This is a genomic window from Mesorhizobium sp. WSM4814, assembly GCF_055811595.1.
Map to the genome: position 1 here is coordinate 1 of NZ_JBVVQT010000035.1, position 26,178 is coordinate 26,178.

Consider the following 26,178-nt stretch of genomic DNA (forward strand, 5'->3'; position numbering starts at 1 on the left):
CCCCCCCCCCCCCCCCCCCCCCCCCCCCCCCCCCCCCCCCCCCGCCCCCCCCCCCCCCCCCCCCCCCCCCCCCCCCCACCCCCCCCCCCCCCCCACCCCCCGGCCCCCCCCCGCGGCCCGCCGCCCGCGGGGGGGGGCGGCGGCGTATGGATGTCAGGCCTTCCAATGCCATCCGGCGGCATGCCAGGATGCGACGCGGGTGTTGGAATTTGCCTCGAAACCCTCCAGCCCCTGCTTGCGGCCGAACACGTTGGTGGAGGCAAACAGAGGCAGGAACGGCAGATCCTGACGGACGATTTCCTGCACACGCAGATAGATGGCGCGCCGCGCTTCCCGATCGAAGGTGCGGGCGCCCTTGTCGAGCAGCGCATCGACCTCCGGGTTGGAGTATTGGCCGGTGTTCGAGCCCTTTCCGCCCTTGGCGACGATCGCCTTGCTGTGCAGGCGGTTGGAAACATCGGGGTCGCCGGCGATGACATTGGTTACACCGGAGATGGCTGACTCGAACTGCGATTTGAGCCAGAAATCGCCCCACATGACAGCGGCGGGCAGGTTCGAGATGGTCATCTCGACGCCGATCTCGGCGAATGTCTGCTGCAGGAACTGCTGCGTCTGCTCCCGCAAATGGTTGCCGGAGGTGGTGGAGTTGGCGAACGACAGGCGCACCCCGTCCTTCGCCCGTATTCCATCGGCTCCGGGTACCCAGCCGGCCTCGTCGAGGATCTGGCCCGCGCGCTCGAGGTTGAACTCCTGTGCCGGCAGGTTCGGATTGTAGTAGTAGGAATTCTGCGGCATGAACGTCTCGGTGGGTTTGTGGACCCCGTAATAAAGTGCTTCGAGGATCGCTTTCCTGTCGATTGCCGCGTAGAGCGCCTGGCGGACCGCCGGGTCCTTGAATTGCGGCTTCTCAAGATTGAGATAGATCGACTCGACCGATGCTCCAGGCTCCAGCTTGACCACGCGATCCGATAGTGTGCTGGCTTCCGCGTAGTGGTCGGCGGTTATATATGCCTGGTCGACAAGATCGATGTCGCCGCTCTTGAACTGGGTGTAGAGCACCGTCATGTCGGGGATGTATTTGAAGACGAGCCGCTCCAAATAGGGGCCCTCCCCGGCATAATCCGCGTTCGCGACGAGTTCGATATGATCGCCGGCAACGCGCTGCGCCCACTTGAATGCGCCAGTGCCGACAGGCGCCTGATTGAAGGCGGCGGCGTTGGGGTCGGCCTCCTTTTCGAGTATGTGCTTGGGAACCATGAAGGTTTCGGCGAGAAACGACAAATAGGGGGCGAAAGCCTCCTCCATCCGCCAGGTCAGCTCGGTCGGCGAGACCACCTTGATATCGCGCACCAGCGAATGGCCGGCCGTGCGCCACGCCTGGAATTTCGGATTGGTGATGAGCTCAAGAGTGAATTTCACATCCTCGGCCGTGAAGGGCTTGCCGTCGTGCCAGCGGACATCGTCACGCAGGCGGATGTGCCACTTCAGACCGTCCTCTGAAATGCCGCCGTTTTTCTGGCTTGGCAGTTCGACCGCAAGATTGGGCTGAAGAATGCCTTTGGGATCCATGCGGAAGAGCGCATCGAAAAGCGAGAAATGCACAGCGTCGTCGACCTCGATATGCGGCATCAACGGATTGAATTTGGTGGGCTCCTGCGAGAGACCGACGACGACGCGGCCGGTTGGGTTCGCTGGCGGGTTCTGGGCGAAGGCGGGTTTGCCCAACAGATTGGGCGCAATGAGGCCAGCCGCCCCGCCTATCGCCATCAATCGTAGTGCATCGCGTCGCGAGTAGTTTGATTTGGTGTTTGCGTGTTCAGTCATTGGAATTCCCCTTGTTCTGGCGGTATCCGCCGTGGCTCTTACCCATTTGCTGCAACCGGACGGGTAGATCCCGGCTGCTCTCCAGGAATCGCCGCCACCAGCTCACGTGTGTAGGCTGATTGCGGGTCGAGGAAGATTTGCGAGGGAGGACCGCGTTCCACGATCCGCCCCTTCTGCATCACGGCGATTTCGTCGCAGATCTGGCTGGCGACGCGCAGGTCGTGGGTGATGAAGATCATCGACACGCCGGTCTCCCGCTGGATCTGGTCGAGCAGCTGCAGGATCTGGGCCTGGATCGACACGTCCAGCGCCGACACCGCCTCATCGGCGATCAGCAGCTTCGGCTTGAACATCAGTGCCCGAGCGATGCCGATGCGCTGGCGCTGCCCACCGGAAAATTCATGTGGAAAGCGATCAAAGGCGCCGGCATCGAGGCCGACATGGGCCAGGAGCGCTTTCGCCTCTTCACGCGCCCGGGCATAGGGCGTGCCGTGCGCGACTGGGCCAACGGTCAGGATGTGGCCGATCGTCGAGCGCGGGTTGAGCGAGGCGAACGGATCCTGGAAGATCATCTGGACCCGCGGCCGCAGCGGGCGGAATTCGGCTTCGGAAAGCTTGGCTATGTCGCGGCCCTCGAACAGAATCCCGCCGCCGTCGCTGTCCAGCAGCTTGATCAAAAGCCGACCAAGCGACGATTTGCCGGAACCGCTTTCGCCGACAACGCCCAGCGTGCGCCCGGGCGCCAGATCGAACGAGACCTCGTTGACCGCGGGCACGACGCGCTGTGCGCTGAACAGGGAACTGCCGCTACGGTAGGTCTTCATCAGGCCTTCGACCTTCAGGATCGGCGCTTTGTCGGCCGTCTCCAGAGGAACGCGGTCCTCACCGGTCAGGTGCGGGACGGCTGCGATAAGACGCCTTGTGTAGGGATGGCCAGGCGACTTCAGGACCTGTTGAGCACTACCCTGCTCGACGATGTGGCCCTTCTCCATCACCACGACGCTGTCTGCGATCTCGGCCACCACTCCGAAGTCATGGGTGATGAACATGACGCTCATTCCCTTGCGGCGCTGAATGTCGCGGATCAGCTCCAGAATCTGCGCCTGGGTGGTCACGTCGAGCGCGGTCGTCGGTTCATCCGCGATCAGGATCGTCGGCTCGAGCGCCAGCGCCATGGCGATCATCACCCGCTGCCGCTGCCCGCCGGAGAGGCGGAAAGGATACTGGCGGTACATGAGTTCCGGGTCCGGCAGTCCCACCTCGGTCAGCAGCCCGACAGCGCGGCCGCGACGCGATTTCGGAGTGCCGACGCCGTGCGCCGCCATGACCTCGTCGATCTGCGCGCCCACCGTCATCAACGGATTGAGCGCCGACAGCGGGTCCTGGAAGATCATCGACACCACTCGGCCGCGCAGGCTGCGCAGCTTGTCCTGCGACATGCCTATGATGTTCATCCCATCGAGGTGGATGGCGCCCGAGGAGACGCGGATCACGTTGGGCAGCAGCCCCATAATGGCGTTGGCGGTGACCGACTTGCCGGATCCGGACTCGCCAATGACGCACAGGATCTGGCCGCGTTTCAGATCAAACGAGATGTTCTCGACGGCATAAGTCCGTTCCATGCCTTTCGGCAGATTCACCGTGAGGTCGCGCACCGAAAGCGCCACATCGTGGGGGGCTACAGGCTGGATCGTTGCGACCATTGCGATCATCTCCCGTTTGAACCGAGCGGGTCCACGCTGTTGCGGACCGCATCATCGCGCTTTGAGCAGAAGCGCCTCACCATAGCGTCCGTCGTCTGGCCGTCTCGGCGCTTCGAGCGCTGAGGCTGTGAGAGACGGATTCTGCTCATCCTGGCGGCTCCCTTGATGAAATTCGGTCCGTGGACCGGACACTGTTCCCTTTTGTTGGAGAACTCTCCGAAGGCGTAAGCCCTGCCTATCGGAAGTCCTCTGGAGCTTACCCGTTATAAGGAAGGGTTGCTCCGTTCTTTCAGCCAGTTTGACTGTTCTGTCTCCGCATAGTCGTCGAAATTAGGCCCTCGGGCGGCAGGAACTTCTGAAAAGAACGTCAGGTTCGGCATTTCACTCTGCTCCCGTTCCGGCGCAGAAACCGGGATCAGACAACCAGGTCCTTCGTCCGCTAATTTGTGCGCGAAAGGCCTTGCGTCACTGCGCGCCGCGTCCCGAAAAGCCCATGCCGCAGATCACGCGACTGGATGAAGCGCACTCCTATTTCGGCAACAATTGCCTGTTCCATGGGCTGCAAACCGCAGGAAATTCCGTCCAGGCATGAACTCCGCAGCCTGCCTCTGCGGGCCGCAAGCTAGGATGTTTCAAATTTGCCGGAGTCCCATCCATGCCCGCGCCGCTCATTCACATCGAGTCCAGCCCATCCCTGCCTCGCGAGGCGGACGTCGTCGTCATCGGCGGCGGCGTTGTAGGCGTGTTCACGGCCTATTATCTGGCGCGACGGGGCGTCAGCGTTGCCCTGCTGGAGAAGGGGCGCGTTGCCGCCGAACAGTCCAGCCGCAATTGGGGCTGGTGCCGGCAGCAGAACCGCGACGCGCGCGAGTTGCCGATGGCAACCAGGAGCCTCGATCTCTGGGAGAAAGTGGCGCAGGAGACCGGCGAGGACACCGGCTTCCGCCGCTGCGGCCTGCTCTATCTCTCGCAGGACGAAAACGAGTTGGCAGGCTGGGCAAAGTGGCGCGATTTCGCAAGGACGGTTGGCGTCACGACGCATGTGCTGAGCGCAGAAGAAGCCACCGAACGCGGCAAGGCGACCGGCCGCAAATGGAAAGGCGGCGTGTTCTCGCCAAGTGACGGAACGGCGGATCCATCGAAGGCGGTGCCGGTTGCCGCGCGCGGCATCATGGCGGCCGGCGGCACCGTGCATCAGAATTGCGCGGCGCGCGGGCTGGAACTGAGCGCCGGCCGGGTCAGCGGCGTCGTTACAGAAGCCGGAACCATCCGGACAACGACCGTGGTCATGGCCGGAGGCGCGTGGGCTTCTTCCTTCTGCAACCAGCTTGGTATCCGTTTCCCGCAAGCTGCCGTGCGTCAGTCCATTCTAGCCGTAGCGCCGGGCGCAGAAGGCCTGCCGGATGCCCTGCATACCGCGCGCGTCTCGCTGACGCGGCGCAGCAACGGCGGATACGCGCTGGCGATCAGCGGGCGGGCGCGAGTCGATCCAACGCCGCAGCAGCTCAGGTTCAGCCGCGAGTTCGTGCCCATGTTCGCCCGCCGCTGGCGCAGTCTGGCCCCGGGAGCGTTCGAGGGCTGGCGTCAAGGACATGAAAGCCTTGGGAAATGGGTACTTGACGACGTGACTCCAATGGAACGGAATCGGATTCTCGACCCCAAACCTGACATGAGGCAGATTCGCCTGACCTATCAAAGAGCCTGCGAATTGCTGCCCGAGTTCCAGCGCGTCGCGATTTCTCATGCTTGGGCGGGCTATGTTGACAGCACGCCCGATGGCGTCCCGGCAATTGGTGAAGTGGAGGGGATTCCGGGCTTTCTTCTCGCCGCGGGATTTAGCGGCCACGGCTTCGGGATCGGCCCCGGCGCTGGACATATGATCGCCGATATCATCACCGGCAGCGAGCCGATCGTCGATCCGCGTCCCTATCGGCCGGAGCGTCTGAAGACAGCTGCGTGGGGCAAGGTCGCTGAATTCTGAGAAGACCGTTTGCCAAGCTGCATCAGGTCGCACACGAGATCGAGGCCGCGAGGCGGCCAGCACTGAAGGGAAAGTGACGATGCGCGAATATGAGATTGCCGCCATTCCTGCCGACGGCATCGGCCCAGAGGTCATTGCTGCCGGTCTCCAGGCGCTTGAGGCGCTGCAGCAGCGCTGCGGCGACTTCAATCTGCGCGTCCAGCACTTCGACTGGGGCTCAGACTACTACAAGGTCCATGGTCGGATGATGCCCGAAGACGGGGTGGCGCAACTGAAGCGCTTCGACGCCATCTTCTTTGGCGCGGTAGGCGCGCCCGATGTGCCCGACGACATCACGCTCTGGGGGCTCCGGCTGCCGATCTGCCAAGGCTTTGATCAATACGCGAACGTGCGGCCAACCAGGATATTGCCCGGCATTGTTTCGCCGCTGGCCGGCGTTGGCCCTGGCGATCTGGACTGGGTGATCGTGCGGGAGAATTCCGAGGGCGAGTATTCGGGCCACGGCGGCCGAGCCCATCGCGGCCTCCCCGAGGAGGTCGGAACCGAGGTCGCGATCTTCACGCGCGTCGGCGTCACCCGCATCATGCGCTATGCATTCCGGCTGGCGCAGTCACGGCCGCGAAAGCTCCTGACAGTTGTTACAAAATCCAACGCGCAGCGTCACGGCATGGTAATGTGGGACGAAATCGCAGCCGAGGTCGCGCCGGAATTTCCGGACGTCTCCTGGGACAAGATGTTGGTCGATGCTATGACAGTGCGTATGACGTTGAAACCGCGGAGCCTCGATACGATCGTCGCCACCAATCTCCACGCCGATATATTGTCGGACCTTGCGGGCGCGCTCGCGGGCAGCCTCGGCGTTGCACCGACCGCCAACATTGATCCCGAGCGGCGCTATCCCTCGATGTTCGAGCCAATTCACGGCTCGGCATTCGACATCGCCGGCAAGGGTATTGCCAACCCGGTCGCCACCTTCTGGACCGCTGCCCAGATGCTCGAACATCTGGGCGAGAGCGCAGCGGCCGTCCGGTTGATGAACGCTGTGGAATCGGTGACGCGTGAGGGCGTGCTGACGCCGGACGTGGGAGGGACAGCGACCACGCAGGAGGTGACGGACGCCGTCTGCCGGACGATCCGCGGTTCCAACGTTTGACAGGTTTCCAATGAAGCTCGACAAGATCGACATCAAGATCTTATCCCAACTGCAGAAGAACGGGCGGGTCACGAATGTCGAGCTCGCCGACCTGGTGAACCTTTCACCGAGCCCTTGCCTGATGCGGGTGAAGAAGCTTCAAACGGAAGGCTTCATCACCGGCTATTCCGCCCAGATCGATGTGTCCAAGCTCGGGCAGACTCTGACGATCTTCACCGAAGTCACGCTCAAGCACCATCAACAGAACGATTTCGCGAGATTTCTCACCGCAATCCAGAAGGTCGATTCTGTCATCGAATGCCATCTGGTATCAGGCGGTTACGACTACCTTGTGAAGTTTGTCACAGCGGGCATCAGCGAGTACCAGACGATCATGGAGCGCATGATCGAACTGGATATCGGAATCGACAAATATTTCAGCTTCGTCGTGCTGAAGTCACCGATCGTGAAATCTCACCTGCCGCTCGACGCCATATTCGACAGATGAGGAAGAGGCTGCACCGCGCATGCGGCGGCAGTCTGGACGATCATCCCTTCATCGCCGACCGGACGTCCTCGTCCTCGAGGGTTTGATCCAGGGTCATCCGGGTGCGTTCGAGGATTCCATCAATATCGTCGTCGGTGCAGCAGAGCGGCGGCGCAAAGCCGAGAATGCCGCTGTTGAAGGCGCGGAGGACAAGGCCGTTCGCCCACGCCCGCTCGAAGATGCGGCGCCCCGGATCGGCCGCCGCCGGCAGTGGCGTCTTGTGCTCCTTGTCGGTGACCAACTCGATTGCTGCCAGCATGCCGCGGCCGCGAATGTCGCCAACCAGCGGGTGGTCGGCGAGCGAGCGAAGGCCGTCCATCAGGCGCTTGCCGGCCTTGCGCCCGTTCTCGAGCAAGCTGTCTTCGTAGAGACGCAGGCATTCGAGCCCGACCGCCGCGCTCACGGGATGGGCCGAATAGGTATAGCCATGGCCGACAGGCGCTTTGCCGGCCCCGTCTGCGATCGTATTGTACACGCGGTCCGAGATGAAGACGGCGCCCATCGGCACGTAGCCCGAGGTCAGTCCCTTCGCCGTGGTCATGAGATCCGGCACGACCTCGTCTTCCTCACAGGCGAAGAGGGGGCCGGTGCGGCCAAAGGCAGTGATGACCTCGTCGACAACGAACAGGATATCGTGTTCCTTGCACACGGCGTGCAGAGCCTTCAGCCAACCTGTCGGTGGAACGAGGACACCGCCCGAACCCTGGATGGGTTCGGCGTAGAAGGCCGCAACGCGGCCCGCGCCGAGTTCCGCGATTTTGGCGCGCAGGGCCGCGACCGATGCATCGATGATCGCCTGCGGGTCCGAACCGACCGGATTGCGATAGGCGTAGTGCGAGGGAATCTTGTGCTGCCAGTCGTAAGGCACGCCGAAACCCGCATGGAAAGCCGGAATCGCGGTCAGGCCTGATCCAGCCGTCGAGGAGCCATGGTAGCCATGCTCGACCGAGATGAACTGGTCCTTCTGCGGCGTGCCCTTGGCATGGTAGTAATAGCGAATGAAGCGGATCGTGCTGTCGATTGCGTCGGAGCCGCCAAGCGTGAAATAGACATGGTTCAAATCGCCGGGCGCCAGTTCGGCAAGCCTGGCAGCAAGGCGAATGGCAGGCTCGGACCCCAGCCCGAAATATCCCGTGGCATAGGGAAGCTCTCTCAGCTGCTTTGCGGCTGCTTCAACGATACTTTCCTGGCCGTAGCCGAGGTTTACACACCATAGACCGGCGAATCCGTCCAGCAGGGTTTTCCCGCTTGCATCGGTCACCGTTGCGCCCTTGGCGGATTTGAGCACCCGCACGCCCGTCTCCTCGTGGCTCCGATAGCATGAAAACGGGTGAACCAGATGTGCGCGATCGAGTTCGATCAGTGAATTTGCCAGCATTTCTTCCTCCGATTCAACCGAGTGCCTGATTTAACCGAGTGCCTGACTGACCAACGCATATGTGCGATGATGCGCCGGCTTGCTTTCCCTGTGCGTGGCCATGGAGCGTCGCATCGTGATCCCACCGCCGACGTGCGCGAGCCCGCGCCCGGTGAGCCATTCAGCAAGATCCGTTGAGACGTCGGTATCGACACGGACGAACTTGCCCTGATGATGGGCGAGCAGAAAGTCGATCAGTGCTTTGGCCTCGGCACCGTTCCTCGCCACCGCCGGCCCGATGACCAGCCCCCGGCCGAATGGCCGGATGGCGGAAAAGGCCTGGATATCGCCGTCATCGCGAATGACAGCGAGCTTCGCGCGCTCGAAAAGCCGCTTCATCAGCGCCGAACGGTCATGGCCAAATGCCTCGCGATCCAGCACCTCGAGGCGGGCAAGATCGCCGCTCTCTGCCCAGGATACACGGGCCGGCGCCGAAACTGCCAACGCCTCGCCCTGATGCTGCACGATCTCGCCAGTCGTGACGAAGCCCAGCTTCTCATAGAGCGGCAGGCCTTCCCGTGTCGCCGTCAGGCAACAGGTGCGCTCACCCGCCTTGGCAAGCGCCTCTTCCATCATCTTTCGGCCGAGTCCGCGGCCGCGCATCGCCGCATCGACGATCACCATGTTGATGGCGGCGGCATCGTCGCCGTAGGGGGTCATCATGATGGTCGCCACCACGCGTTCTTCTTCCAGGGCGACGATCCCCCGGCTGACCGGCTGGGCCAGTTCCCAATCCTCGCGGCGATGCGGCCAATTGACTTGGCGAGACAACTCGACAGCACCTTCCAGGTGCCCCGGTGTCATCTCTTCAAGGATGATCTGTCGTGTGGTCATGATGAATTTCCAGCCTTCGTCTTCAGTGCTGACGGTAGACCAGCAAAGACAGCAGTTCCTTCCGACCGGCAGCCAAGCGCGACGCGTTTTCACTATCCTTCGCCGCTCGTGCCGCATCTTCTGCCGGAGCAAGGCCGACAGGCCGCGCCGCTGCCAAAGCTCGAAAGGACACCTGGCGCAACTCTCTGCCAAACCGGCGATGCAATACGAAACGATCTGCTTCAGGTCGCCGCGAATGCGGCCGTTAGTCTTCCAGATCTCCGACTATGGTGATTGTGGTACAGGCACGCTGTGCCGAGAAAAAATAGGAGGATTGTCGCCATGTCGACGTTCAGACCGAAATACATCACCTTCGACTGCTACGGTACGCTCACCAATTTCGATATGGCCGGCGCGGCTCGGCGCGGCTACGGCGAGCGCCTCTCCCCGGAGGCAATGGCCAGCTTCGTGGAGGCTTTTAGAGGCTATCGCCTTGACGAGGTGCTGGGGCCATGGAAACCCTTCCTCGAGGTGGTGCAGAATTCCATCGAACGCAGCTGCAAGCGCATCGGTATCCAGTTCAAACCCGAAGACGCCCAACGCATCTATGACGAAGTGCCGACCTGGGGTCCGCACCCCGACGTCCCGGCTGGCCTGTCCAGAGTGGCCAAGGAAATCCCACTGGTGATCCTGTCCAACTCCATGAACAGCCTGATCATGTCGAATGTGGAAAAGCTCGGCGCGCCCTTTCACACCGTCATCACCGCCGAAGAGGTTGGCGCCTATAAGCCGCTGATGAAGGGCTTTGAATACATGCTCGACAAGCTCGGCTGCGGCCCCGAGGACATCACTCATGTCTCGTCCTCCTTCCGCTACGATTTGATGACCGCCTACGATCTCGGCATCAAGAGCAAGGTCTGGGTGAACCGCGGCCACGAGCCCGCGAACCCCTTCTACGAATATACCGAGATCAAGGATATCGGCGGGCTGGCCGCCGCCGTCGGCCTGGAGCCCGTTCGGGAAGTTGCTTGAGGCCGGCGGGCCTCCGGCCATCGCGGCATTCGAAGTATCGAAATGAGAAAGGGGCGGTTTCGACCGCCCCTTTCTCATTGCTGATGCATGTCGCACAAAAGCATGCCCTCGGAGCCTGGGATTGACCGAACCACCCCTCGCTCGTCGTCCCAGGGCGGAGCAAGGAGCGAGCGGCGCAGCGTAGACCCTGACATCCATACGGCGGTGGACCTTCGCTGCCTGACGGTCGGGCAGCCAAATCTCCAACGCTGGCGATTGGCATAAGCCGCCCCAACTTCGGTCGAGGTAGAGGCGATGGTCGCCCATCGCCTCTACCCGACCGAAGTGGAGGGATGCTTCGGCTAATCCCGGAGGTTTGCGATTGCCACTGAAAATCGGCCGCTGAAAAGGGGACTGTGTTCCAATGCATGTCGCGCTAAGGGATGCCCTCAGGCCTGACCCTGGGCCTGACCGAGGGTGTGCAGCGGTTTTGCGATAGCGACAGCATAAACAACAACCTAAAGCGCGCCGCATGAGGCCGGTCAAACGCGACGCACTTTAGTTCGCAGTTGCGACTCCGAAAGGCCTCTAATTAAGCCCGCCAACATGAAGCGTCTTGACCTCGAGATATTCGTCGATGCCGAGCTGCGATCCTTCCCGCCCCACGCCTGACTGCTTGACACCGCCGAAAGGCGCAACCTCGGTCGAGATCAGGCCGGTATTGAGCCCGACCATGCCGAACTCCAGCGCCTCGGCGACACGCCATGACCGTTTGAGGTCGTCGGTGTAGAAGTAAGCGGCAAGGCCGAACGGCGTAGCGTTTGCGATCGTGATGGCGTCTTCCTCCGTCTCGAAGCGAAAAAGCGGCGCCACCGGTCCGAAGGTCTCTTCCGATGCCAGGAGCATCTCGGTGGTAGCCTCCCCCAGGACGACGGGCCGTGCATATTGCCTGCCGTCGGGCACTGCCTCGCTTTGGGCGAGGATCTGGGCACCTTTCTGCTTCGCATCCGCGATGTGACGCTCGATCTTGTCGATCGCGGCCGCGTTGATCATCGGGCCAATCTCAGTGCCCTCGTCGGTCCCCGCGCCAACCTTCATCCGCGTGACGCGCTGGCTCAGCTTTTCGGCGAAAGCGTTGTAAACGCCTTCCTGCACGAGAATCCGGTTCGCGCAAACGCAGGTTTGACCGCCATTACGGAACTTGGATACGATCACACCTTCAACTGCGTTATCCAGATCGGCGTCGTCAAAGACGATAAAGGGCGCGTTGCCGCCAAGCTCCAGGCTCAGCCGCTTGATGCTGTCGGCCGCGCCACGCATGAGCAGCGCGCCGACGCGGGTCGAACCGGTGAACGAGATCTTGCGCACCGTTTCGTTGGCCATCAGCTCTTTGCCGATCTCGCCCGGCATGCCGGTCACGATGTTGATAACGCCTGCCGGGATGCCCGCCCGCTCCGCCAGGACACCGAGCGCGAGCGCCGAAAACGGCGTAAATTCCGACGGCTTGATCACCACCGTGCAGCCGGCGGCCAGCGCCGGTGCTACTTTGCGCGTGATCATCGCGTTGGGGAAATTCCACGGTGTGATGATGGCACAGACGCCGACTGCTTCCCTAAGAACCAGAATGCGGCGATCGGCGGTGGGTGACGGAATGGTCGAGCCACCGATGCGGCGCGCCTCCTCCGCAAACCATTTTACAAAGGATGCGCCGTAGCGGATTTCCGCCGACGCCTCGGCAAGCGGCTTGCCCTGCTCCAGCGTCAGCAGAAGCGCCAAATCCTGTTCGTGCTGGCGAATGAGGTCGTGCCAGCGCTCCAGCAATCTCGCACGCTCGGCATGGGTCGTCTTCTTCCAGCTTTTGAATGCCTCGGCCGCAGCACCGATCGCGGCCCGGGTGTCGTCGCCGCCCATATCGGGAACGCTGCCAAGAACGGCCAGGGTGGCAGGGTTGGTGACCTCGACGGCGGCCTTTGTATCCGCTTCCCGCCACACACCGCCAATCAACGCCTGCTGGCGGAACAGGTCCGCATCGTCAAACGTGCCAATCTTCGTTATCGCATTCATGGTCTTTCCTCTGCCCTTTCAGCTCAACGCCGCAAGCACGGCTTGCGTGATTGTTTCAGTCCGGTCCTTGCCTGCGATCGTGCCAATGCCCCGCGCGGTTATGGACTCGATTGCCGACATCACTTCTGCCGCAGCATGCCCCTCGCCCAGATGCTCGAGCATCATCGCACCCGACCAGATCGCGGCGATCGGATTGGCGACACCGAGATGCGCGATGTCGGGCGCCGAACCGTGGACCGGTTCGAACATGGAAGGCGCACTGCGATCGGGATTGATATTGGCGGAGGCGGCGTAACCCAGCCCGCCCTGAATGGCCGCTCCAATATCCGTGAGGATGTCGCCAAACAGGTTCGAGGCGACGATCACGTCGAGGCTTTCCGGCGCCAGCACCATGCGGGCGGCAATGGCGTCGATGTGGTAGTGCGAGACCTCGACATCGGCATAGTCCTTCGCCACCTCACGCGTGACCTCATCCCAGAAAACCATGGAATGCTTTTGGGCGTTGGATTTGGTCACGGATGCGAGCTTCTTGCCGCGCGCCCGCGCCTGTTCGAAACCGAAACGCATGATCCGTTCGACACCGGCACGCGTGAAGATTGACGTCTCAATCGCGACCTCATTGGCCGTGCCGGAATGCACGCGCCCGCCGGCGCCGGAATATTCGCCTTCCGTATTCTCGCGAATGCACAGGATGTCGAAACCATCGGAGCGGAGGGGCCCCTGAACGCCCGGCAACAGCCTGTGCGGCCGTATGTTGGCGTACTGCGTGAACCCTTTCCGGATCGGCAGCAGCAGTCCGTGAAGCGATACTGAGTCGGGTACTTCCGCGGGCCAGCCTACAGCGCCGAGATAGATCGCATCGAATTTTCGGAGTGTCTCGATGCCGTCTGGCGGCATCATTGCGCCGGTTTCCAGGTAGTAGGCGCACGACCATGGGAAGCGTGTGCCATCAAGGGCGAAACCGCCCCGTTTGGCTGCGGCCTGCATCACCTGCCATGCCGCCCCGGTCACGTCCTTGCCGATGCCGTCGCCGGGGATGAGCGCAATGTCATAGGTCTTCATCGATCTAGGTCCTCATTCGCACTAGCGGAACCATAGCAGACCGCGCGCCGCATTTTTCGTCGAGAATGAGCGGCCCGACAGCGTCGAATCGCGTCGGGCCGAACTTGGATAGTCGATTGTTCTGGAACCGCCGCGCGCTCTACTCGGCCGTACCTTGAGCACTGGACTCAGTCGTAAACGCAGACGTAGATCTTGCGCACGGTCTCGATCGTGCGCCAGACACCCACGAAACCGGGCTTCATCACGAAACTGTCGCCGGCGCGATAGGTCTTGGTCTCGCCGCCCTTCTCCTCGATTTCGATCACACCTGAAATGATGTGGCAGAACTCGTAGGTGGTGCCCTTGATCGAATGCGTCTCACCGGGGGTCGCCTCCCAGACACCGGTCAGAACCTTCTCACCTTTCGAGGCATCCTGCGCCCAGCTCTTGAAGGATGGAGTGCCGGAAATGAGCCGCTCAGGCAGCGGCAATGCCTCCTTCGGCGTGAAGGCGGGATTTGTGTCGATCGTGGTCAGCAGTGACATGTGGGTCTCCTGGTTAGTAGCCGAGTGTCCGATCGATGAGGCCGATCAGTTCTTCGCCGGCGCGGTGGCGCCGGACGTTGTCGACGGCGGCTTGCGCCGCCGTATGTGGTTGTGTCACCGAGGCAATGTGCGGCGTTATCATCACCTTCGGATGCGACCACAGCGGATGGTCTTCCGGGAGCGGTTCCGGATCAGTGACATCAAGCATCGCCGCGGATACGTGGCCTCTGTCGAGCGCGTCGATCAGCGCGGCCTGGTCGAGTTGCGGACCCCTGCCGACATGCAGCAGCCGCGCCCCGGCTGGCAGCAAGGAGAAGAATTTTGCATCGAGAATGCCGCTGGTTTCCTGCGTCAGCGGTAGCAGGCAGACGAGAATGTCCGTCTGCTTCAGAAAGCGGGGCAACTGATCGGCGCCGTGAAAACAATCGACGCCCTCTATCCGCTTTTCGCTGCGGCTCCACCCGGCAAGCGGAAACTGGAACGGCTTCAGGCGCTCGATTGCCGCCTGCGCCAGCATGCCAAGACCAAGAAGACCGACCCGGCGCTCAGCCGCCTGTCGAGCGGCAATCGGTTGCCAGAGGCACCTCTTCTGCTGCTCGAGATAGGCGGGCATCTCCCGGTGGAGCGCCAACACGCCAAGCGCGACGTATTCCTGCATCATGCGGATGATGCCGTCCTCGACCATGCGCACCAGCTTCACATGGCTCGGCACGACGTCCTGCTTGAACTGGTCGACGCCGGCTCCGATCGAAAACAGCACTTCCAGGTTGCGGTAGCAGGAGATGTCGTCCGGCACCGTCCAGGTGATGAGATAGCGCACCTTGTCCGGCTCCAACTCATCGCCGGAATGGAAGAATTCCAGATCCGGGAGTTCGCGCGCAAAAATCTCGCGGAACACCGCAGCACGCGCCGCATCGGAGTTGAAAAGAAATGCCATGGAACCCGCCCTTCCTCAGGCTGCAAGGCGCGCGCCGAGATCTTCGATCATGCTCTGGCAGGCAGCAAGTTCACCGATCTCGATGTATTCATTGGGACGATGCGCGCGGGAAATTTCGCCGGGGCCGCAAATGATCGCATCGATCCCGGCCTGCTGATAAAGTCCGGCCTCGGTGCCGTAGCTGACCGCTGTGAGCGGCTCCTGTCCGGTCAGCTCGCTCAGAACGGCCGCCAGCTTGCTCCCATCCGCCGGCGCAAGGGCGGGATAGGAACTCAATTCGTGCCAGGCCACCTCGAAGCCGCTGTCGCGCAGATCGAAAAGCCGGGCTTTGACCGGCTCAAGCAGGGATGCTGGGGAAACGCCCGGCACGGCACGCACCTCGATATCGGCTGTGCAGTGGCCAGCGATGATGTTGACCGCCTGTCCACCGGCGATGACACCCACCTGCAAGGAAGAGTATGGGGGCTCGAAATTTTGATCGAGAGGGCCGCCCGTGAGCGATTGGCCGTAGGCCACGGCGTGCGAGATGACGCCGGCCATGGCGTGCACGGCATTGAGTCCGAGATCGGGGCGTGACGAGTGGCCGGATCGCCCGATCACTTCGAGCCGCGCCGCGGCCTTTCCCTTGTGCGCACGCACAGGTTGCATCCGGCTGGGCTCGCCGACAATTGCGCCAAGCGGCCTCTCGCACAGGCTCGGCAACACAGCCAGGAGATGCGGCACACCACGGCACCCCGCCTCTTCGTCGTAGGAGAATGCGAGATGGACTGGCTGCCGCAGGTTCATTGCCGCAAGTCCTGGCAGCGCGGCCAATGCGCAGGCGAGAAAGCCCTTCATGTCGGTGGTGCCGCGGCCGTAAAGCCTGCCGCCCTCGCGACGCAGGACGAACGGATCGGAGCTCCATTCCGGCTCGCCGGCCGGCACGACATCCATATGTCCGGAGATGATGTAGCCCCGACCGGCGCGCGGGCCGACCGTGACGAACAGGTTGGACCGGTCGCCCTCGGGACCGGGCAGAACCGTCACCTCGGCTCCGGCTGCCTGACAGTGGTCGCGGATCCAATCGACGATCTCGCCGTTTGGCGTGCCCACAACTGAGGGAAACGCAGTCAGGGTCGCGAGGATTTCTTCCACGTTCATGGCTGTCCGCTCTGCTTGCACACTGTAGGTTGCGACCAGCCTATCCCTGAGCAGCAGTGTTCCCTGCCGAATCGCGTCGTGCTTTGGTTGAAGATTGCGAAAAAACGCCTCGAACCAGCGAAACCTGCTGGCGTTCCCCTGTAATGCTGCTGCAAATGAGGCCTGTCGCAAACATGGCTATCGGCGCCAGGATTTAACACCGCGTGCCCTGGGCATTCGTTGAAAGACATTCGTTGAAGGAGCGGATCGACTGAGATGCAGAGATCAGTACGCCTGAAATCCTTTGAACTGGTCGCGCGAGACATCAATGATGTCGATGTTGATCTGCTGCATGCACTATCGATTTCGGTCCGCTGGCCGCATCGTCCCAAGGACTGGGATTTGTTGCGCCGCGCCGGCCACGGCATCGTCGCCGTTGACGGAATCGGGCGCGTCTTCGGAAGCGCGATGTGGTTTCCCCAAGGGGACGATTTTGCCACCATCGGCCTGGTGATCACGACGCCTCGCGCACAGGCGCAGGGAGGCGGCCGATGGCTCATGGACCAGGTCCTCGAGCAGTGCGGGGATCGCAATCTGGCCCTGAATGCCACCCATGCCGCCTATCCTCTGTATGTGTCGCTCGGCTTCACGAACGAGGCGATCGTCTACATGCGCCAGGGCGAGATCCCACAAAAACTCCCGCCAATGCCAGCTCCGGATGGTGAATTAAGTGATCTGCCCAGCGGCGGACTTCGCGAGATCACCGAACTGGACGCGCGCGCATTCGGGACCAACCGTGCAAGGCTGCTTGCGTTGCTCTCGGAGGATGCCTCGATCGCCACTTTGAGTCGCGGCGGCGAGGTCGTTGGCTATTCCATGTGTCGCGAGTTCGGGCGCGGCCATGTGATTGGTCCCACAGTAGCCCGAAACGACCAGGACGCGGTCCATCTCTCAGCCGTCCATCTGAAGAAGCTGGCAGGTCGATTCGCCCGCGTCGATACGCGCGAGAAGGATGGCGTGTTTGCCGAGTTTCTTCAGCAGAGCGGCCTCGGCATTGCCGAGACAGTGACGACGATGTCCAAAGGCCGCCGCTTTCTGAACCGCGAAAGCAACGAGCCCTGGGTCTATGGATTGGCCAGCCACGCCTGGAGCTGAATGCAAGCACGCTATCGCCGATGCCGCAGGGCGGCTATCGCCGATGCCGCTGGGCCGCTCCGGTCCCGTCAACGCTCTCACAACGACTCCAGCGCCCTGGACATGCGTTCGAGCCCTCTGCGCAACAGCGGACGAGGGCAACCGACATTGAGGCGAATGAAGCCTTCACCGCCGGGTCCATAGACGCGCCCGTCGTACAAATTGACTCCGGCTCGGTCGACGAAAAACCGTTGAACGCCTCCGACCCTCCGATCGAGCCCGCGCGCATCCAGCCACACCAGGAAGGAAGCGTCCGGCCGCATCGGTGTGATGCCCGGCAGGCGATCCTCGGCGAAGTTGAGGACGAGATCGACATTGCCGCCGATGTAGCGCGTCAGCTGATCCAGCCACGGCGCGCCGGTGCTGTAGGCGACCTCTAGCGCCAGCCGCCCAAAGAAGTTGGCATTGACCATGAACGATGCCTGCATGGTGGCCAGAAGCGCCTCGCGCCGCTGCTTGTTGGCCACCGACACGGTTGCGGAGGGCACGCCGGCCAGATTGAAGGTCTTCGTTGGCGCCGTGCAGATGAATGACTTTTCCGCGGCATCCTCCGAGAGGGACGAGAAGACGATGTGCGGGCGATCCGACAATCTGATATCGCAATGGATGTCATCAGATATGACAAGGATGCCGTAGCGCTCGCAGACATCGTTCAGCGCTGTCAATTCCCTCCGCGTCCACACCTTTCCAGCTGGATTGTGCGGATTACACAACAGGAAGGCCTTGGCGCCGGCTGCCAGTTTCGCGAAGTTCTCCAGGTCGAGCTCGTATCGGTTATCCTGCAACCTTAGCCTGTTGACCAGCAGCTTCCTGCCGTTCCCCTGAATCACTTCGAAATAGGGCGAGTAAATGGGAGACTGCACGATCACCCCGTCCCCGGGCTTGGTGAAGGTCCGAAGCATCGCGGCTACCGACGGCATGATCGCAGGCGCCGGCAGCAGCGATTCCAGTGCCGGCGACCAGCCGTGCCGACGCGCGAACCATGATTGCACAATCTCGTAGTGACGGGGGTCGCGGCGGGTATAGCCATAGATTCCATGGTCCGCCGCTTCACGCAGCCGCGCGATGACGGTTTCAGGCGCGCGAAAATCCATGTCCGCGGTCCACAGCGAAAGCAGATCTTCGCCCTCGACCCGAGGCGAGAATTCGTCCCACTGATTGGCCCATTTGACTGACCCAAACTGGTGGCGATCATAGATCCTGTCGAAGTCGATCATTCCAACATTTCTTTCCGCAACCGTCGGTTGCGATGCATCTGCACAAGCCATTGCCTGGTTTCCGGTGTGGTTTTCGGCCATTAGAGGATTTGCGCCGCGTGCCTCGCTGCTGAAACTGCCTGTCGCACATCCGCTTCCTAGCTCTTGTGGCCGCGCGCCAACGCGCGCTCCATCGACTGCGAGTACCGGGACATTCCAAAGCAGAAGATCCAGTAGACCAGCCCGGCGAAGAGATAGCCGGTCGAGGAGATCGTCGGCCCGGCCCAGTTCGGGTCGACTCGCGCCGTTTCGACGGCTCTCAGGAAGTCCGCAATGCCGACGATCGCCACCAGCGTCGTGTCCTTGAACAGCCCGATGAAGGTCGAGACGATGCCTGGGATGACGATAGTGAGCGCCTGCGGTAGGATGATCAGACGGATCATGGTGAAATAGCTGACGCCGAGCGCGTTTGCCGCCTCATATTGCCCCTTCGGGATCGCCTGAAGGCCTGCGCGCACCACCTCGGCCATGTAGGCGGACGAGAACAGCGCTATTGCAATCAGCGGACGCAGCAGCCGATCGGGCGTCAGATAGTCGGGGACGAAGAGCGGCATCATGAAATTCGCCATGAACAGCACCGTGATGAACGGCACACCCCTGACGACCTCGATGAAGATCACACACACTGCTCTGACGAGGGGAAGCTCCGATCGTCGGCCAAGCGCGAGAAGCACACCGAGCGGCAGCGAGAAGACGATGCCCACGATCGACATGAGCAGAGTGATGAGCAGCCCACCCCACAAGACGGTATCGATGACCGGCAGATTGAAGGACGCGACACCGCGCAGCAACGCGAAGGCGATGACCGGGTAGGCAACAAAGAACAGCAACGCCGCCACATTGCGCCGCGGCGCCCGTTTCCACAGCAGCCAGGCGATCAGCACGGCGCCGATCGCCAGCGTCAGGTCCACCCGCCAGCGCTCGGAAACCGGATATGCCCCGTAACGGAGATAGTCGAATTTCTCCACGATGAACGGCCAACACGCGCCCTCAGGGTTGGCGCGGCATTCTTCCTGTCCGCCGGCCCAGACTGCATCCAAGACTGCAAAACTCACGAACTGATGCAGAAGCCATGCGGCGAGAACTGTGAAGCAGATCGTCAGCACGCCGGAGAACGGCGTCGAGAACAGGTTCTTTCTGATCCAGGTCGCCGGGCTCGGCCGGATTCCACAAGGCGGCGCCATAGGCGGCAGAAGCGGAGCGCTAACGAGGTGCGGATGCAGGGACTGGCCGCTCATGCATCACCTCTCGACGATCGCGAAACGTTGATTGAACGCGTTCATGGTCATCGACATGACGAGGGAGATCGCGAGGTAGACCGACAGCGTAATCGCCATCACCTGGACGGCGGCGCCAGTCTGGTTGAGCACCGTTCCCGCGAAAATCTGAACGAGATCGGGGTAGCCGATAAACACGGCGAGTGAGGAGTTCTTCGTGAGATTCAGGTACTGGCTGGTCAGGGGCGGTATGATGATGCGCAGTGCCTGCGGAACGATGACCAGGCGAAGCGTTTTGCCCGGCGCAAGCCCGAGCGCATGAGCAGCTTCGGTCTGGCATTTCGGCACAGCCTGGATACCGCTGCGGACAATTTCCGCGATAAAGGAAGCGGTATAGACGAACAGACCGATCAGAAGCGCGGCGAACTCCGGATAAAGCTGGTGTCCACCCCGGTAATTGAACCCTTTCAACTCTGGCGTCACGAACGACACCGGCGAACCGACCAGGAGGAAGACGATCAGAGGCAGTCCGATCAAGGCAGCGAGGCTGACCCAAAGCACGGGCAGCTGCTTTCCGGTGCGGTTCTGTGCGCGTCTGGCGTAGGACCAAAAAGCGACGCAGAAGAAGCTGGCCGCCAGGAATGCAAGTCCCACGGTACCTGCTCCTGCGTAGAGCTGGATTTCCGGAATGATGAGACCGCGATTGTTCAGATAGATGCCGCCGGGGAGTTCGATCGACGCCCTCGGCGCAGGCAGCGCTTTCAGGACTGCATTGTACCAGAACAAAAGCTGCAGCAATAACGGGATGTTGCGTATGATCTCGACATACGAAGCCGCGACCTTTGAAACGATCCAGTTCGGTGACAGGCGGGCAATGCCGACGACAAAGCCCAAGACTGTGGCCAACACGATCCCAAGCAGGCTCACATAGAGGGTGTTGACCACGCCCACCCAGAACGCTTGGCCGTAGGTGGAGAGCGTGTCGTAGGGGATCAGCGTCTGATTGATGTCGAAGCCGGCGGCCTCGTTCCAGAAGCCGAAAGACAGCGGAATCCCGCGTGCCCTCATGTTCGACGCAGTCTGAACGGCAATGCCCACGGCCGATGCCAGCAGGCTGCCCGCTAGCAAAAGTTGATAGATGATGCCCCGGACCTTGGCGTCGTGCAAGGACAGGCTCCTGCGCGAGGGCGCGGCGGGCAGCACGTCGGACATGACCCTGTTCCTGTGTTGATGTGGACTAAGACGCCGGCGCAATCGCTGGCGTCTTGTGGACCAACCCAGCCTAGCGGATCGGCGGGGCGTACTGGAGACCGCCCTCACTCCAAAGAGCGTTCAGGCCGCGCTCCATCTTGAGCGGCGAGGCCTTGCCGATATTGCGATCGAACACTTCGCCATAGTTGCCGACCTGCTTGATAACGTCCACGGACCAGGTATCGCCAAGCCCGAGATCCTTTCCAAGGCTGCCCTCCGCTCCGAGCAGCCGGCGAATGTTCGGGTTGTCCGACGACTTCATTTCATCGACATTCTCAGAGGTTACACCCAGTTCCTCGGCAGCAACCATGACAAGGAGCGTCCATTTGGCCACGTTGAGCCAATGATCATCGCCCTGCCGCACGGCTGGCCCAAGCGGCTCCTTGGAGATGAGTTCTGGAAGCACGATGCTGTCGTCGGCCTTCGCCATGCGCTGGCGCGACGCATTCAAGGTGGAGGTGTCGGCGGAGAGGACGTCGCAGCGGCCTTCGTCGTAGGCCTTTACGACGGCTTCTTCATCGGCAAACCCGACGGTCGAGAATTTCATCGAATGCGACCGGAAGTAATCGGCGAGGTTCAATTCTGTCGTCGTGCCCTGGGTGACGCAGATGGATGCGCCATCCAGATCCTTGGCCGAACCGATGTTCTCCGCTTTGCGGACCATAAAACCCTGGCCATCGTAGAAATACGTGCCCGCAAAAAGTATTCCGAGAGACGTGTCGCGGGATGACGTCCAGGTTGCGTTATGTGCGAGTATATCGATCTCGCCCGACTGAAGCGCGGTGAACCGGTCCTTCGGCGTAAGCGGAATGAACCTTACCTTCTGCGCATCGCCCAGAACCGCTGCTGCAACAGCGCGACAATAGTCGACCACGAACCCGGTCCATTTGCCCTCATTGTCTGGAAGGCTAAATCCGGCCGTCGCTGAGTTGGTTCCGCAGGTCAGAACTCCGTTCTTCCTAACATTTTCGATCGTCGCGGCGGACGCGTTGGATACAACGAGCCCTACCGCTGCTCCGACCAGACCCTTGAGAATTGCTTGCATCTTGGTTCCCCTTATTTTTTTGTGGAGCACCAAGGTTGCGCAGGCCTCATTATTGGTCAAATTCATTCTCGTCATGATGACTATGAGGTCTGCTCATACAATGGCTGCACTCGTAATGGTTTCAGCCGTGTGTCTCCTGTTTATTTCTTCTGTTCTCTCTCAGAAACAATTTCTCTCTTTTTAATCTGTGACTCAGAGTAGATGTTTGAGAGAACTTCTTTGAGCCAGATCGTCCCTGGGTCCGTGGCCATCTGCGGATGAAGGAGCAACCACGCGCTCACATTTGGGATCGGCAGGGGCGGCGAAAGGAGAGTCACTTCACTCGCTTTATCAAGGATTTGGAGGATTCCGTCACCACAATGAGCAACAAGTTCGGTGCCTCGCAAGACCCACGGAAGTGCCAGATAATTCGATATCGTCGCGACCACGTTCCGCCGCAAACCAAGCTCCTTGAGGGCGGCATCCGCAAGTCCGCTGGAAACGCCATCGGCGGAAACCTGCAAGTGAGACGCTGACAGATATGTCTCCAACGACATCGCCGAACTTGCGATTTGGCTGCCGCTCCAAACTGCGCAGAAGAGACGATCCTGGCCCAGTTCGATCTTCAACAGGCTTGGGTCGTCCTTGATCACTGCTCCAGTCAATGCACAGTCGATCTGTCGAAGATGAACCGAGGACGAGATATCGAGCCCGTTCGCTGGAATGATATTCAACGTGGCACCGGGCGCCTGCCTAGAAAACTCCCGGAGAAGACGTGGTATGATGATCATCGCATGGTAGTCGGTGAGCCCGACACGAAAGTTCCGCCGAGTGGTTGCGGGATCGAAAGTTTGATGGCGATCAATCGAGGCTCGAATCGTTGCCAATCCGGCCGAAATGTCTGGCAGAAGCTCGACCGCCCGCGGCGTTGGCCTCATAACGCCTCCATCGCGCGTGAACAGCTTGTCGCCGAAAAGGTGCCGCAGCCTGGATAAGGAATGGCTGATCGCAGATTGCGTTCTTCCCAATTCGCATGCCGTACGCGTGACGCTTCTTTCGCGCATCATGACGTCGAACACGCGCAGCAAATTCAGGTCGAGGTCATCGAAGCTCATGAGATTGCCCATGAATGGTTTGTCATGAATGGTTTGTCATGAATCAGCACCGAAAAATGACCGCCACAGAGAGCCGATGAGGCCTTGGGTTTCATCATGAGGCGAGAACGCTCGATTGCTGGCCCTGCCCTCGCCAGGGATTTGCAAGCACATTGTGCACGTGCTCGGGGCCTCGAGTCTGACGGGTACATCCGTAGGAATCGATACCGGATTTCAGATGCTTGAGTGCTGCTTGCGTGGGCAGCACTCAATATAGTTTCCCGCGGACCTCACCGATGTTCACGGCGTGCCTCCTTTTCCTCGCTGTTCTGCTCCTCACCACCGTCGGGACGGTTGATTGTCACCGTGCATGCAATCAGGGTGTTCCAGTCCGGGCCGTGTTCAATGATGTTATGAAGCTCGGAAATCTCTTCAAGATAATGTTCGATCGTAATCGGGCCGTTCTGGTGGCCGTAGACAAGAACCGCTTTCCAGCGCTTGTCACCATGCAGCGTTACCACGTTACTCATGCCGACTATCTCCTGCGGTCATCGAACAAATCCGGCTGGATTGCCGTGGGCCAAAAGGTAGCGGAACCGACCGGCATGCAGCCGGTTGAATCGGCATGAAGGCTCGTCTTCCGACAACCAGCAATGCAGGCTACATCATGAGCATTCTGCAGAGTACCAAGAAAGCTGTCGAGCAGGTTACCGGTGTCGCAAGACCGGGCAAGCAAGGAGTAACCGATCTCGTTAGGCGGCGAAAAGCGAATGAGTTTTGGTTCAAGGATGATGGCCTGGTTCCCAATCATCCGTTTTGGCCGCTTGTCGTCTATCGCAGCGCAGTGAAGCTGCCCGAAGAATTTGATCCCGCAGCCGTCTTGGAGGAGCTTTTTGAGGCCAATGGATGGGGGGATGGCTGGCGGAATGCCATCTACGACTACGTTCACTACCATTCACGAATACATGAGGTGCTCGGGGTTGCGGCCGGTACGGCCAAAGTCCGGTTTGGAGGCAAGAGGGGACGAACCCTGTCACTGAAGGCCGGCGACGTCGCGGTTCTTCCGGCCGGCACCGGGCACCAATGCCTTTCGGCGTCCGACGATTTTCTGGTTGTCGGCGCCTACCCTCCATTTGGGACCTATGACGAATGCACGACTGCCCAGCAGCATGATGGCGCGCTGGCCACGATCCGGAAGGTAGGTCGTCCACGCAAGGATCCCGTCTATGGGAGCAAAGGGCCGCTTCTGCAAAATTGGATGAAGACCTGAACTAGGCGCAGATCGATCGAAGACCCACAAGCTCAGAATGCAAGAGCGTGGGAGTGCGCAGCTCTGGCTACCGGCCGAGCGCCGCATTGCAATCAACTGTCCGTCGGAGGCAGGTGAACAACCATCCGCTGTCGGGCATCACGGCCGCACGGCCGGCGTCTCGACCAGAAGGCCACGGGCCCGCTCCGTCAGATGGAGCTCCAGGTCGACGAGTTCGGGCGCGCCGAATGCGAAGGGCTCGGCTCTGACCCCGATCATGCAGTTGCGCAGGCGCCGCTGCAGCGAGCCGACCGCCTGCCATTCCAGCCGGTAGAGCGGATAGCCGGTCGGATGCGCCTGCGGGATGACACTGCCGCCGAGCCGTTTGCCCCAATTGTCGTCGTGGCAGGAGGCGCAGGAGAGCTCGAGCTGTCCGATGCGGCTCTGGAACAGACGCCGGCCGTTGTCGCGAAACCGCGCGAGCCGGGCGTCGGTCGCCGGTGTGATTGGCATGCCGCGCGACTGATGCGTCACATAGGCCGTCAGGGCGAGCAAAGCCTCGGACTCCGGCGCCAGCGGCTCGGCCTGCTGGCGCTCCGCTCGACAGGAGTTGATACGCCCGGCAAGATCGATCGGCCGGCCGGTCGCCGCGTCAAAGGCCGGGTAGCGCGCTGCAACGCCGCGCATCGTCTGGCGCGCATCGTCATGGCAGCCGGAGCAGGCGACATCCGCCCTGCCCTGCGCCTGTTGCCAGAGCTGCTCGCCCTGCAGCACCCACAGCATGCCGGGATTGCTCATGTCGTCGGCCTGCAGCGCCTGCGTCTGCGGCGTCATGAAGTCGAAGCCGGAGCGCTTCTCGCCGTCTTCGATGCCGGCGGCAGAGACAGTGCCGCAAATAGCGGCGACAGCGACGGCTGCAAGCCGCCAGAGCGCATGCATCAGTTCACCGTGATTTCAGCCGACGCCGTTTGGGTCTTCCCGGCATCGTCGGTCCAGGTAAAGTCGATCGTGCCGCTCGTCGTGGCAACCAGCGTGAAGGCAATGAACGGATTGGCCGACACGGCTGGAAAGAGATCGGCCGAAAACACCTCCTCGCCGTTGTAGGTGCAGGCGAAACGGCGGATGATGTCGCGGGGGATGTTGGAGCCGTTCGGGCCGATACGATAGCCGGTTTCCATGGGATGGGCGATCATCGCCTTGATCTCGACGACTTCGCCCTGCCTGGCCACTTTCGGCACATTGACGAGCGCGCGCGCCATTATGAAAGGTCCTCGATACAGGCGGCCAGCGTGACGATGGCGCTCGCCCGGCTCGACCAGAAGCTGCCGTCGCTCATCTGCGCGACCGCGACAACGACCTGCGAGGACGCAAGCCGGATCCGCGTCGAGACCATGGCGCGGCCGGAGCGCGCCCCGAGGTGGAAAACCGCGACATTCGCCTCCGGGTTTTTCTCGTTGAAGACCGCGATGCGCCGGACATGGTCGTCTTCGGTCATCGGGCTCTCGGCGACGACTGTGACCCCGACCGCGTTGCCGTTCTCGACCAGAGGCGGCAGGTCGAGCCGGACGCGGCCGTCGAGAACGTTGGCTCCGCCGGTGAAGGTCCGGATCGCTTCCTCGAGGCTCGGACGGGCAACGGCCCAGCGCGGCAGGCTGATCACCAGCAGGCCGGTCATGCCGGCCCGAAGAAACTGCCGCCGTCCGACCAGGCCTGCGTAAACTCCCGGGCCTGCGTAAACTCGAAGCGGGTCTTCGTGCAT

Annotated in this window: 24 protein-coding genes; 6 read left to right on the forward strand and 18 right to left on the reverse strand. The window is 61.5% G+C overall.

Features of this window, described 5'->3' with window-relative positions; all coding sequences use genetic code 11:
• Positions 1 to 153: 153 nt before the first annotated feature.
• Complete coding sequence (locus AC0L2V_RS30135; RefSeq protein ID WP_091593970.1) at positions 154 to 1,824, reverse strand: peptide ABC transporter substrate-binding protein; 1,671 nt, start codon at positions 1,822 to 1,824, stop codon at positions 154 to 156.
• A gap of 38 nt (positions 1,825 to 1,862) precedes the next feature.
• Positions 1,863 to 3,527 carry an ABC transporter ATP-binding protein gene (locus AC0L2V_RS30140; RefSeq protein WP_473521966.1) on the reverse strand — a complete coding sequence of 555 codons (1,665 nt, stop codon included), beginning with the start codon at positions 3,525 to 3,527 and terminating at the stop codon, positions 1,863 to 1,865.
• A gap of 655 nt (positions 3,528 to 4,182) precedes the next feature.
• Here AC0L2V_RS30140 and AC0L2V_RS30145 point away from each other — a divergent pair.
• The 3 genes from AC0L2V_RS30145 to AC0L2V_RS30155 all read left to right on the forward strand — a co-directional run bounded on the left by AC0L2V_RS30145 (position 4,183) and on the right by AC0L2V_RS30155 (position 7,148).
• The gene (locus tag AC0L2V_RS30145; protein ID WP_473521967.1) at positions 4,183 to 5,508 is read left to right on the forward strand and encodes an NAD(P)/FAD-dependent oxidoreductase; all 1,326 of its coding nucleotides are present in this window, start codon (positions 4,183 to 4,185) and stop codon (positions 5,506 to 5,508) included.
• 79 nt (positions 5,509 to 5,587) lie between these two features.
• On the forward strand, positions 5,588 to 6,661 hold the full coding sequence (locus AC0L2V_RS30150) for a tartrate dehydrogenase (RefSeq protein WP_473521968.1): 1,074 nt from the start codon (positions 5,588 to 5,590) through the stop codon (positions 6,659 to 6,661).
• A 10-nt stretch (positions 6,662 to 6,671) separates the two neighbouring features.
• Positions 6,672 to 7,148 carry an Lrp/AsnC family transcriptional regulator gene (locus AC0L2V_RS30155; RefSeq protein WP_023798454.1) on the forward strand — a complete coding sequence of 159 codons (477 nt, stop codon included), beginning with the start codon at positions 6,672 to 6,674 and terminating at the stop codon, positions 7,146 to 7,148.
• Positions 7,149 to 7,188: 40 nt separating this feature from the next.
• Here the strand turns inward: AC0L2V_RS30155 and AC0L2V_RS30160 are convergent, their stop codons facing one another.
• Both AC0L2V_RS30160 and AC0L2V_RS30165 read right to left on the reverse strand, forming a co-directional pair.
• Positions 7,189 to 8,565 (reverse strand): aminotransferase class III-fold pyridoxal phosphate-dependent enzyme, encoded by a 1,377-nt coding sequence (locus AC0L2V_RS30160; RefSeq protein ID WP_473521969.1) that lies wholly within the window; start codon positions 8,563 to 8,565, stop codon positions 7,189 to 7,191.
• A gap of 30 nt (positions 8,566 to 8,595) precedes the next feature.
• Positions 8,596 to 9,438, reverse strand: coding sequence for a GNAT family N-acetyltransferase (locus tag AC0L2V_RS30165; RefSeq protein WP_473521989.1), 843 nt, complete (start codon positions 9,436 to 9,438; stop codon positions 8,596 to 8,598).
• A gap of 321 nt (positions 9,439 to 9,759) precedes the next feature.
• Here AC0L2V_RS30165 and AC0L2V_RS30170 point away from each other — a divergent pair, with 321 nt between their 5' ends.
• Positions 9,760 to 10,449, forward strand: coding sequence for a haloacid dehalogenase type II (locus AC0L2V_RS30170; protein ID WP_473521970.1), 690 nt, complete (start codon positions 9,760 to 9,762; stop codon positions 10,447 to 10,449).
• 567 nt (positions 10,450 to 11,016) lie between these two features.
• Here AC0L2V_RS30170 and AC0L2V_RS30175 read toward each other — a convergent pair.
• The 5 genes from AC0L2V_RS30175 to argE form a co-directional block, all read right to left on the reverse strand.
• On the reverse strand, positions 11,017 to 12,492 hold the full coding sequence (locus AC0L2V_RS30175) for an NAD-dependent succinate-semialdehyde dehydrogenase (RefSeq protein WP_473521971.1): 1,476 nt from the start codon (positions 12,490 to 12,492) through the stop codon (positions 11,017 to 11,019).
• Positions 12,493 to 12,510: 18 nt separating this feature from the next.
• Positions 12,511 to 13,554 carry a tartrate dehydrogenase gene (locus tag AC0L2V_RS30180; protein ID WP_128168248.1) on the reverse strand — a complete coding sequence of 348 codons (1,044 nt, stop codon included), beginning with the start codon at positions 13,552 to 13,554 and terminating at the stop codon, positions 12,511 to 12,513.
• A gap of 167 nt (positions 13,555 to 13,721) precedes the next feature.
• Positions 13,722 to 14,078, reverse strand: coding sequence for a cupin domain-containing protein (locus AC0L2V_RS30185; protein WP_473521972.1), 357 nt, complete (start codon positions 14,076 to 14,078; stop codon positions 13,722 to 13,724).
• A gap of 13 nt (positions 14,079 to 14,091) precedes the next feature.
• On the reverse strand, positions 14,092 to 15,015 hold the full coding sequence (locus AC0L2V_RS30190) for a 2-hydroxyacid dehydrogenase (RefSeq protein ID WP_473521973.1): 924 nt from the start codon (positions 15,013 to 15,015) through the stop codon (positions 14,092 to 14,094).
• A 15-nt stretch (positions 15,016 to 15,030) separates the two neighbouring features.
• Complete coding sequence (argE, locus tag AC0L2V_RS30195; protein WP_473521974.1) at positions 15,031 to 16,155, reverse strand: acetylornithine deacetylase; 1,125 nt, start codon at positions 16,153 to 16,155, stop codon at positions 15,031 to 15,033.
• A 255-nt stretch (positions 16,156 to 16,410) separates the two neighbouring features.
• On the opposite strand from argE, the gene AC0L2V_RS30200 reads away from it, so the two are divergent.
• The gene (locus AC0L2V_RS30200) at positions 16,411 to 17,289 is read left to right on the forward strand and encodes a GNAT family N-acetyltransferase (RefSeq protein ID WP_473508393.1); all 879 of its coding nucleotides are present in this window, start codon (positions 16,411 to 16,413) and stop codon (positions 17,287 to 17,289) included.
• 77 nt (positions 17,290 to 17,366) lie between these two features.
• Here the strand turns inward: AC0L2V_RS30200 and AC0L2V_RS30205 are convergent, their stop codons facing one another.
• From AC0L2V_RS30205 to AC0L2V_RS30230, 6 genes are all read right to left on the reverse strand, one after another.
• Complete coding sequence (locus AC0L2V_RS30205) at positions 17,367 to 18,545, reverse strand: MalY/PatB family protein (RefSeq protein WP_473521975.1); 1,179 nt, start codon at positions 18,543 to 18,545, stop codon at positions 17,367 to 17,369.
• A 137-nt stretch (positions 18,546 to 18,682) separates the two neighbouring features.
• Positions 18,683 to 19,822 (reverse strand): amino acid ABC transporter permease, encoded by a 1,140-nt coding sequence (locus tag AC0L2V_RS30210; RefSeq protein ID WP_473521976.1) that lies wholly within the window; start codon positions 19,820 to 19,822, stop codon positions 18,683 to 18,685.
• Between the two features lie 3 nt (positions 19,823 to 19,825).
• On the reverse strand, positions 19,826 to 21,013 hold the full coding sequence (locus AC0L2V_RS30215) for an amino acid ABC transporter permease (protein ID WP_473521977.1): 1,188 nt from the start codon (positions 21,011 to 21,013) through the stop codon (positions 19,826 to 19,828).
• 70 nt (positions 21,014 to 21,083) lie between these two features.
• Positions 21,084 to 22,097 carry an amino acid ABC transporter substrate-binding protein gene (locus tag AC0L2V_RS30220; RefSeq protein WP_473521990.1) on the reverse strand — a complete coding sequence of 338 codons (1,014 nt, stop codon included), beginning with the start codon at positions 22,095 to 22,097 and terminating at the stop codon, positions 21,084 to 21,086.
• 140 nt (positions 22,098 to 22,237) lie between these two features.
• Positions 22,238 to 23,203: a LysR family transcriptional regulator gene (locus tag AC0L2V_RS30225; RefSeq protein ID WP_473521978.1), complete on the reverse strand. Its 966-nt coding sequence runs from the start codon at positions 23,201 to 23,203 to the stop codon at positions 22,238 to 22,240.
• A 257-nt stretch (positions 23,204 to 23,460) separates the two neighbouring features.
• Positions 23,461 to 23,700: a hypothetical protein gene (locus AC0L2V_RS30230; protein WP_027151810.1), complete on the reverse strand. Its 240-nt coding sequence runs from the start codon at positions 23,698 to 23,700 to the stop codon at positions 23,461 to 23,463.
• A 137-nt stretch (positions 23,701 to 23,837) separates the two neighbouring features.
• Here AC0L2V_RS30230 and AC0L2V_RS30235 point away from each other — a divergent pair, with 137 nt between their 5' ends.
• Positions 23,838 to 24,440 (forward strand): cupin domain-containing protein, encoded by a 603-nt coding sequence (locus AC0L2V_RS30235; RefSeq protein ID WP_473521991.1) that lies wholly within the window; start codon positions 23,838 to 23,840, stop codon positions 24,438 to 24,440.
• Between the two features lie 138 nt (positions 24,441 to 24,578).
• Here AC0L2V_RS30235 and soxA read toward each other — a convergent pair whose 3' ends face one another.
• The 3 genes from soxA to AC0L2V_RS30250 are packed head-to-tail and all read right to left on the reverse strand — an operon-like array spanning position 24,579 to position 26,178.
• Complete coding sequence (gene soxA, locus AC0L2V_RS30240) at positions 24,579 to 25,358, reverse strand: sulfur oxidation c-type cytochrome SoxA (RefSeq protein WP_473521979.1); 780 nt, start codon at positions 25,356 to 25,358, stop codon at positions 24,579 to 24,581.
• Positions 25,358 to 25,678, reverse strand: a complete 321-nt coding sequence (soxZ, locus tag AC0L2V_RS30245; RefSeq protein WP_473521980.1) for a thiosulfate oxidation carrier complex protein SoxZ — start codon at positions 25,676 to 25,678, stop codon at positions 25,358 to 25,360. Before soxZ ends, soxA begins: the two co-directional genes overlap by 1 nt.
• Entirely contained in the window at positions 25,678 to 26,178 is a 501-nt protein-coding gene (locus AC0L2V_RS30250; protein ID WP_473521981.1) for a SoxY-related AACIE arm protein, read from the reverse strand. The genes soxZ and AC0L2V_RS30250 overlap by 1 nt, the downstream gene beginning before the upstream one ends.

Bases quoted from the DNA above. Each gene is read 5' to 3' on its own strand.
- AC0L2V_RS30135 (WP_091593970.1), bottom strand. From the start codon at position 1,824: ATGACTGAACACGCAAACACCAAATCAAACTACTCGCGACGCGATGCA.
- AC0L2V_RS30140 (WP_473521966.1), bottom strand. From the start codon at position 3,527: ATGGTCGCAACGATCCAGCCTGTAGCCCCCCACGATGTGGCGCTTTCG.
- AC0L2V_RS30145 (WP_473521967.1), top strand. From the start codon at position 4,183: ATGCCCGCGCCGCTCATTCACATCGAGTCCAGCCCATCCCTGCCTCGC.
- AC0L2V_RS30150 (WP_473521968.1), top strand. From the start codon at position 5,588: ATGCGCGAATATGAGATTGCCGCCATTCCTGCCGACGGCATCGGCCCA.
- AC0L2V_RS30155 (WP_023798454.1), top strand. From the start codon at position 6,672: ATGAAGCTCGACAAGATCGACATCAAGATCTTATCCCAACTGCAGAAG.
- AC0L2V_RS30160 (WP_473521969.1), bottom strand. From the start codon at position 8,565: ATGCTGGCAAATTCACTGATCGAACTCGATCGCGCACATCTGGTTCAC.
- AC0L2V_RS30165 (WP_473521989.1), bottom strand. From the start codon at position 9,438: ATGACCACACGACAGATCATCCTTGAAGAGATGACACCGGGGCACCTG.
- AC0L2V_RS30170 (WP_473521970.1), top strand. From the start codon at position 9,760: ATGTCGACGTTCAGACCGAAATACATCACCTTCGACTGCTACGGTACG.
- AC0L2V_RS30175 (WP_473521971.1), bottom strand. From the start codon at position 12,492: ATGAATGCGATAACGAAGATTGGCACGTTTGACGATGCGGACCTGTTC.
- AC0L2V_RS30180 (WP_128168248.1), bottom strand. From the start codon at position 13,554: ATGAAGACCTATGACATTGCGCTCATCCCCGGCGACGGCATCGGCAAG.
- AC0L2V_RS30185 (WP_473521972.1), bottom strand. From the start codon at position 14,078: ATGTCACTGCTGACCACGATCGACACAAATCCCGCCTTCACGCCGAAG.
- AC0L2V_RS30190 (WP_473521973.1), bottom strand. From the start codon at position 15,015: ATGGCATTTCTTTTCAACTCCGATGCGGCGCGTGCTGCGGTGTTCCGC.
- argE (WP_473521974.1), bottom strand. From the start codon at position 16,155: ATGAACGTGGAAGAAATCCTCGCGACCCTGACTGCGTTTCCCTCAGTT.
- AC0L2V_RS30200 (WP_473508393.1), top strand. From the start codon at position 16,411: ATGCAGAGATCAGTACGCCTGAAATCCTTTGAACTGGTCGCGCGAGAC.
- AC0L2V_RS30205 (WP_473521975.1), bottom strand. From the start codon at position 18,545: ATGATCGACTTCGACAGGATCTATGATCGCCACCAGTTTGGGTCAGTC.
- AC0L2V_RS30210 (WP_473521976.1), bottom strand. From the start codon at position 19,822: ATGAGCGGCCAGTCCCTGCATCCGCACCTCGTTAGCGCTCCGCTTCTG.
- AC0L2V_RS30215 (WP_473521977.1), bottom strand. From the start codon at position 21,013: ATGTCCGACGTGCTGCCCGCCGCGCCCTCGCGCAGGAGCCTGTCCTTG.
- AC0L2V_RS30220 (WP_473521990.1), bottom strand. From the start codon at position 22,097: ATGCAAGCAATTCTCAAGGGTCTGGTCGGAGCAGCGGTAGGGCTCGTT.
- AC0L2V_RS30225 (WP_473521978.1), bottom strand. From the start codon at position 23,203: ATGGGCAATCTCATGAGCTTCGATGACCTCGACCTGAATTTGCTGCGC.
- AC0L2V_RS30230 (WP_027151810.1), bottom strand. From the start codon at position 23,700: ATGAGTAACGTGGTAACGCTGCATGGTGACAAGCGCTGGAAAGCGGTT.
- AC0L2V_RS30235 (WP_473521991.1), top strand. From the start codon at position 23,838: ATGAGCATTCTGCAGAGTACCAAGAAAGCTGTCGAGCAGGTTACCGGT.
- soxA (WP_473521979.1), bottom strand. From the start codon at position 25,358: ATGCATGCGCTCTGGCGGCTTGCAGCCGTCGCTGTCGCCGCTATTTGC.
- soxZ (WP_473521980.1), bottom strand. From the start codon at position 25,678: ATGGCGCGCGCGCTCGTCAATGTGCCGAAAGTGGCCAGGCAGGGCGAA.
- AC0L2V_RS30250 (WP_473521981.1), bottom strand. From the start codon at position 26,178: ATGCACGAAGACCCGCTTCGAGTTTACGCAGGCCCGGGAGTTTACGCA.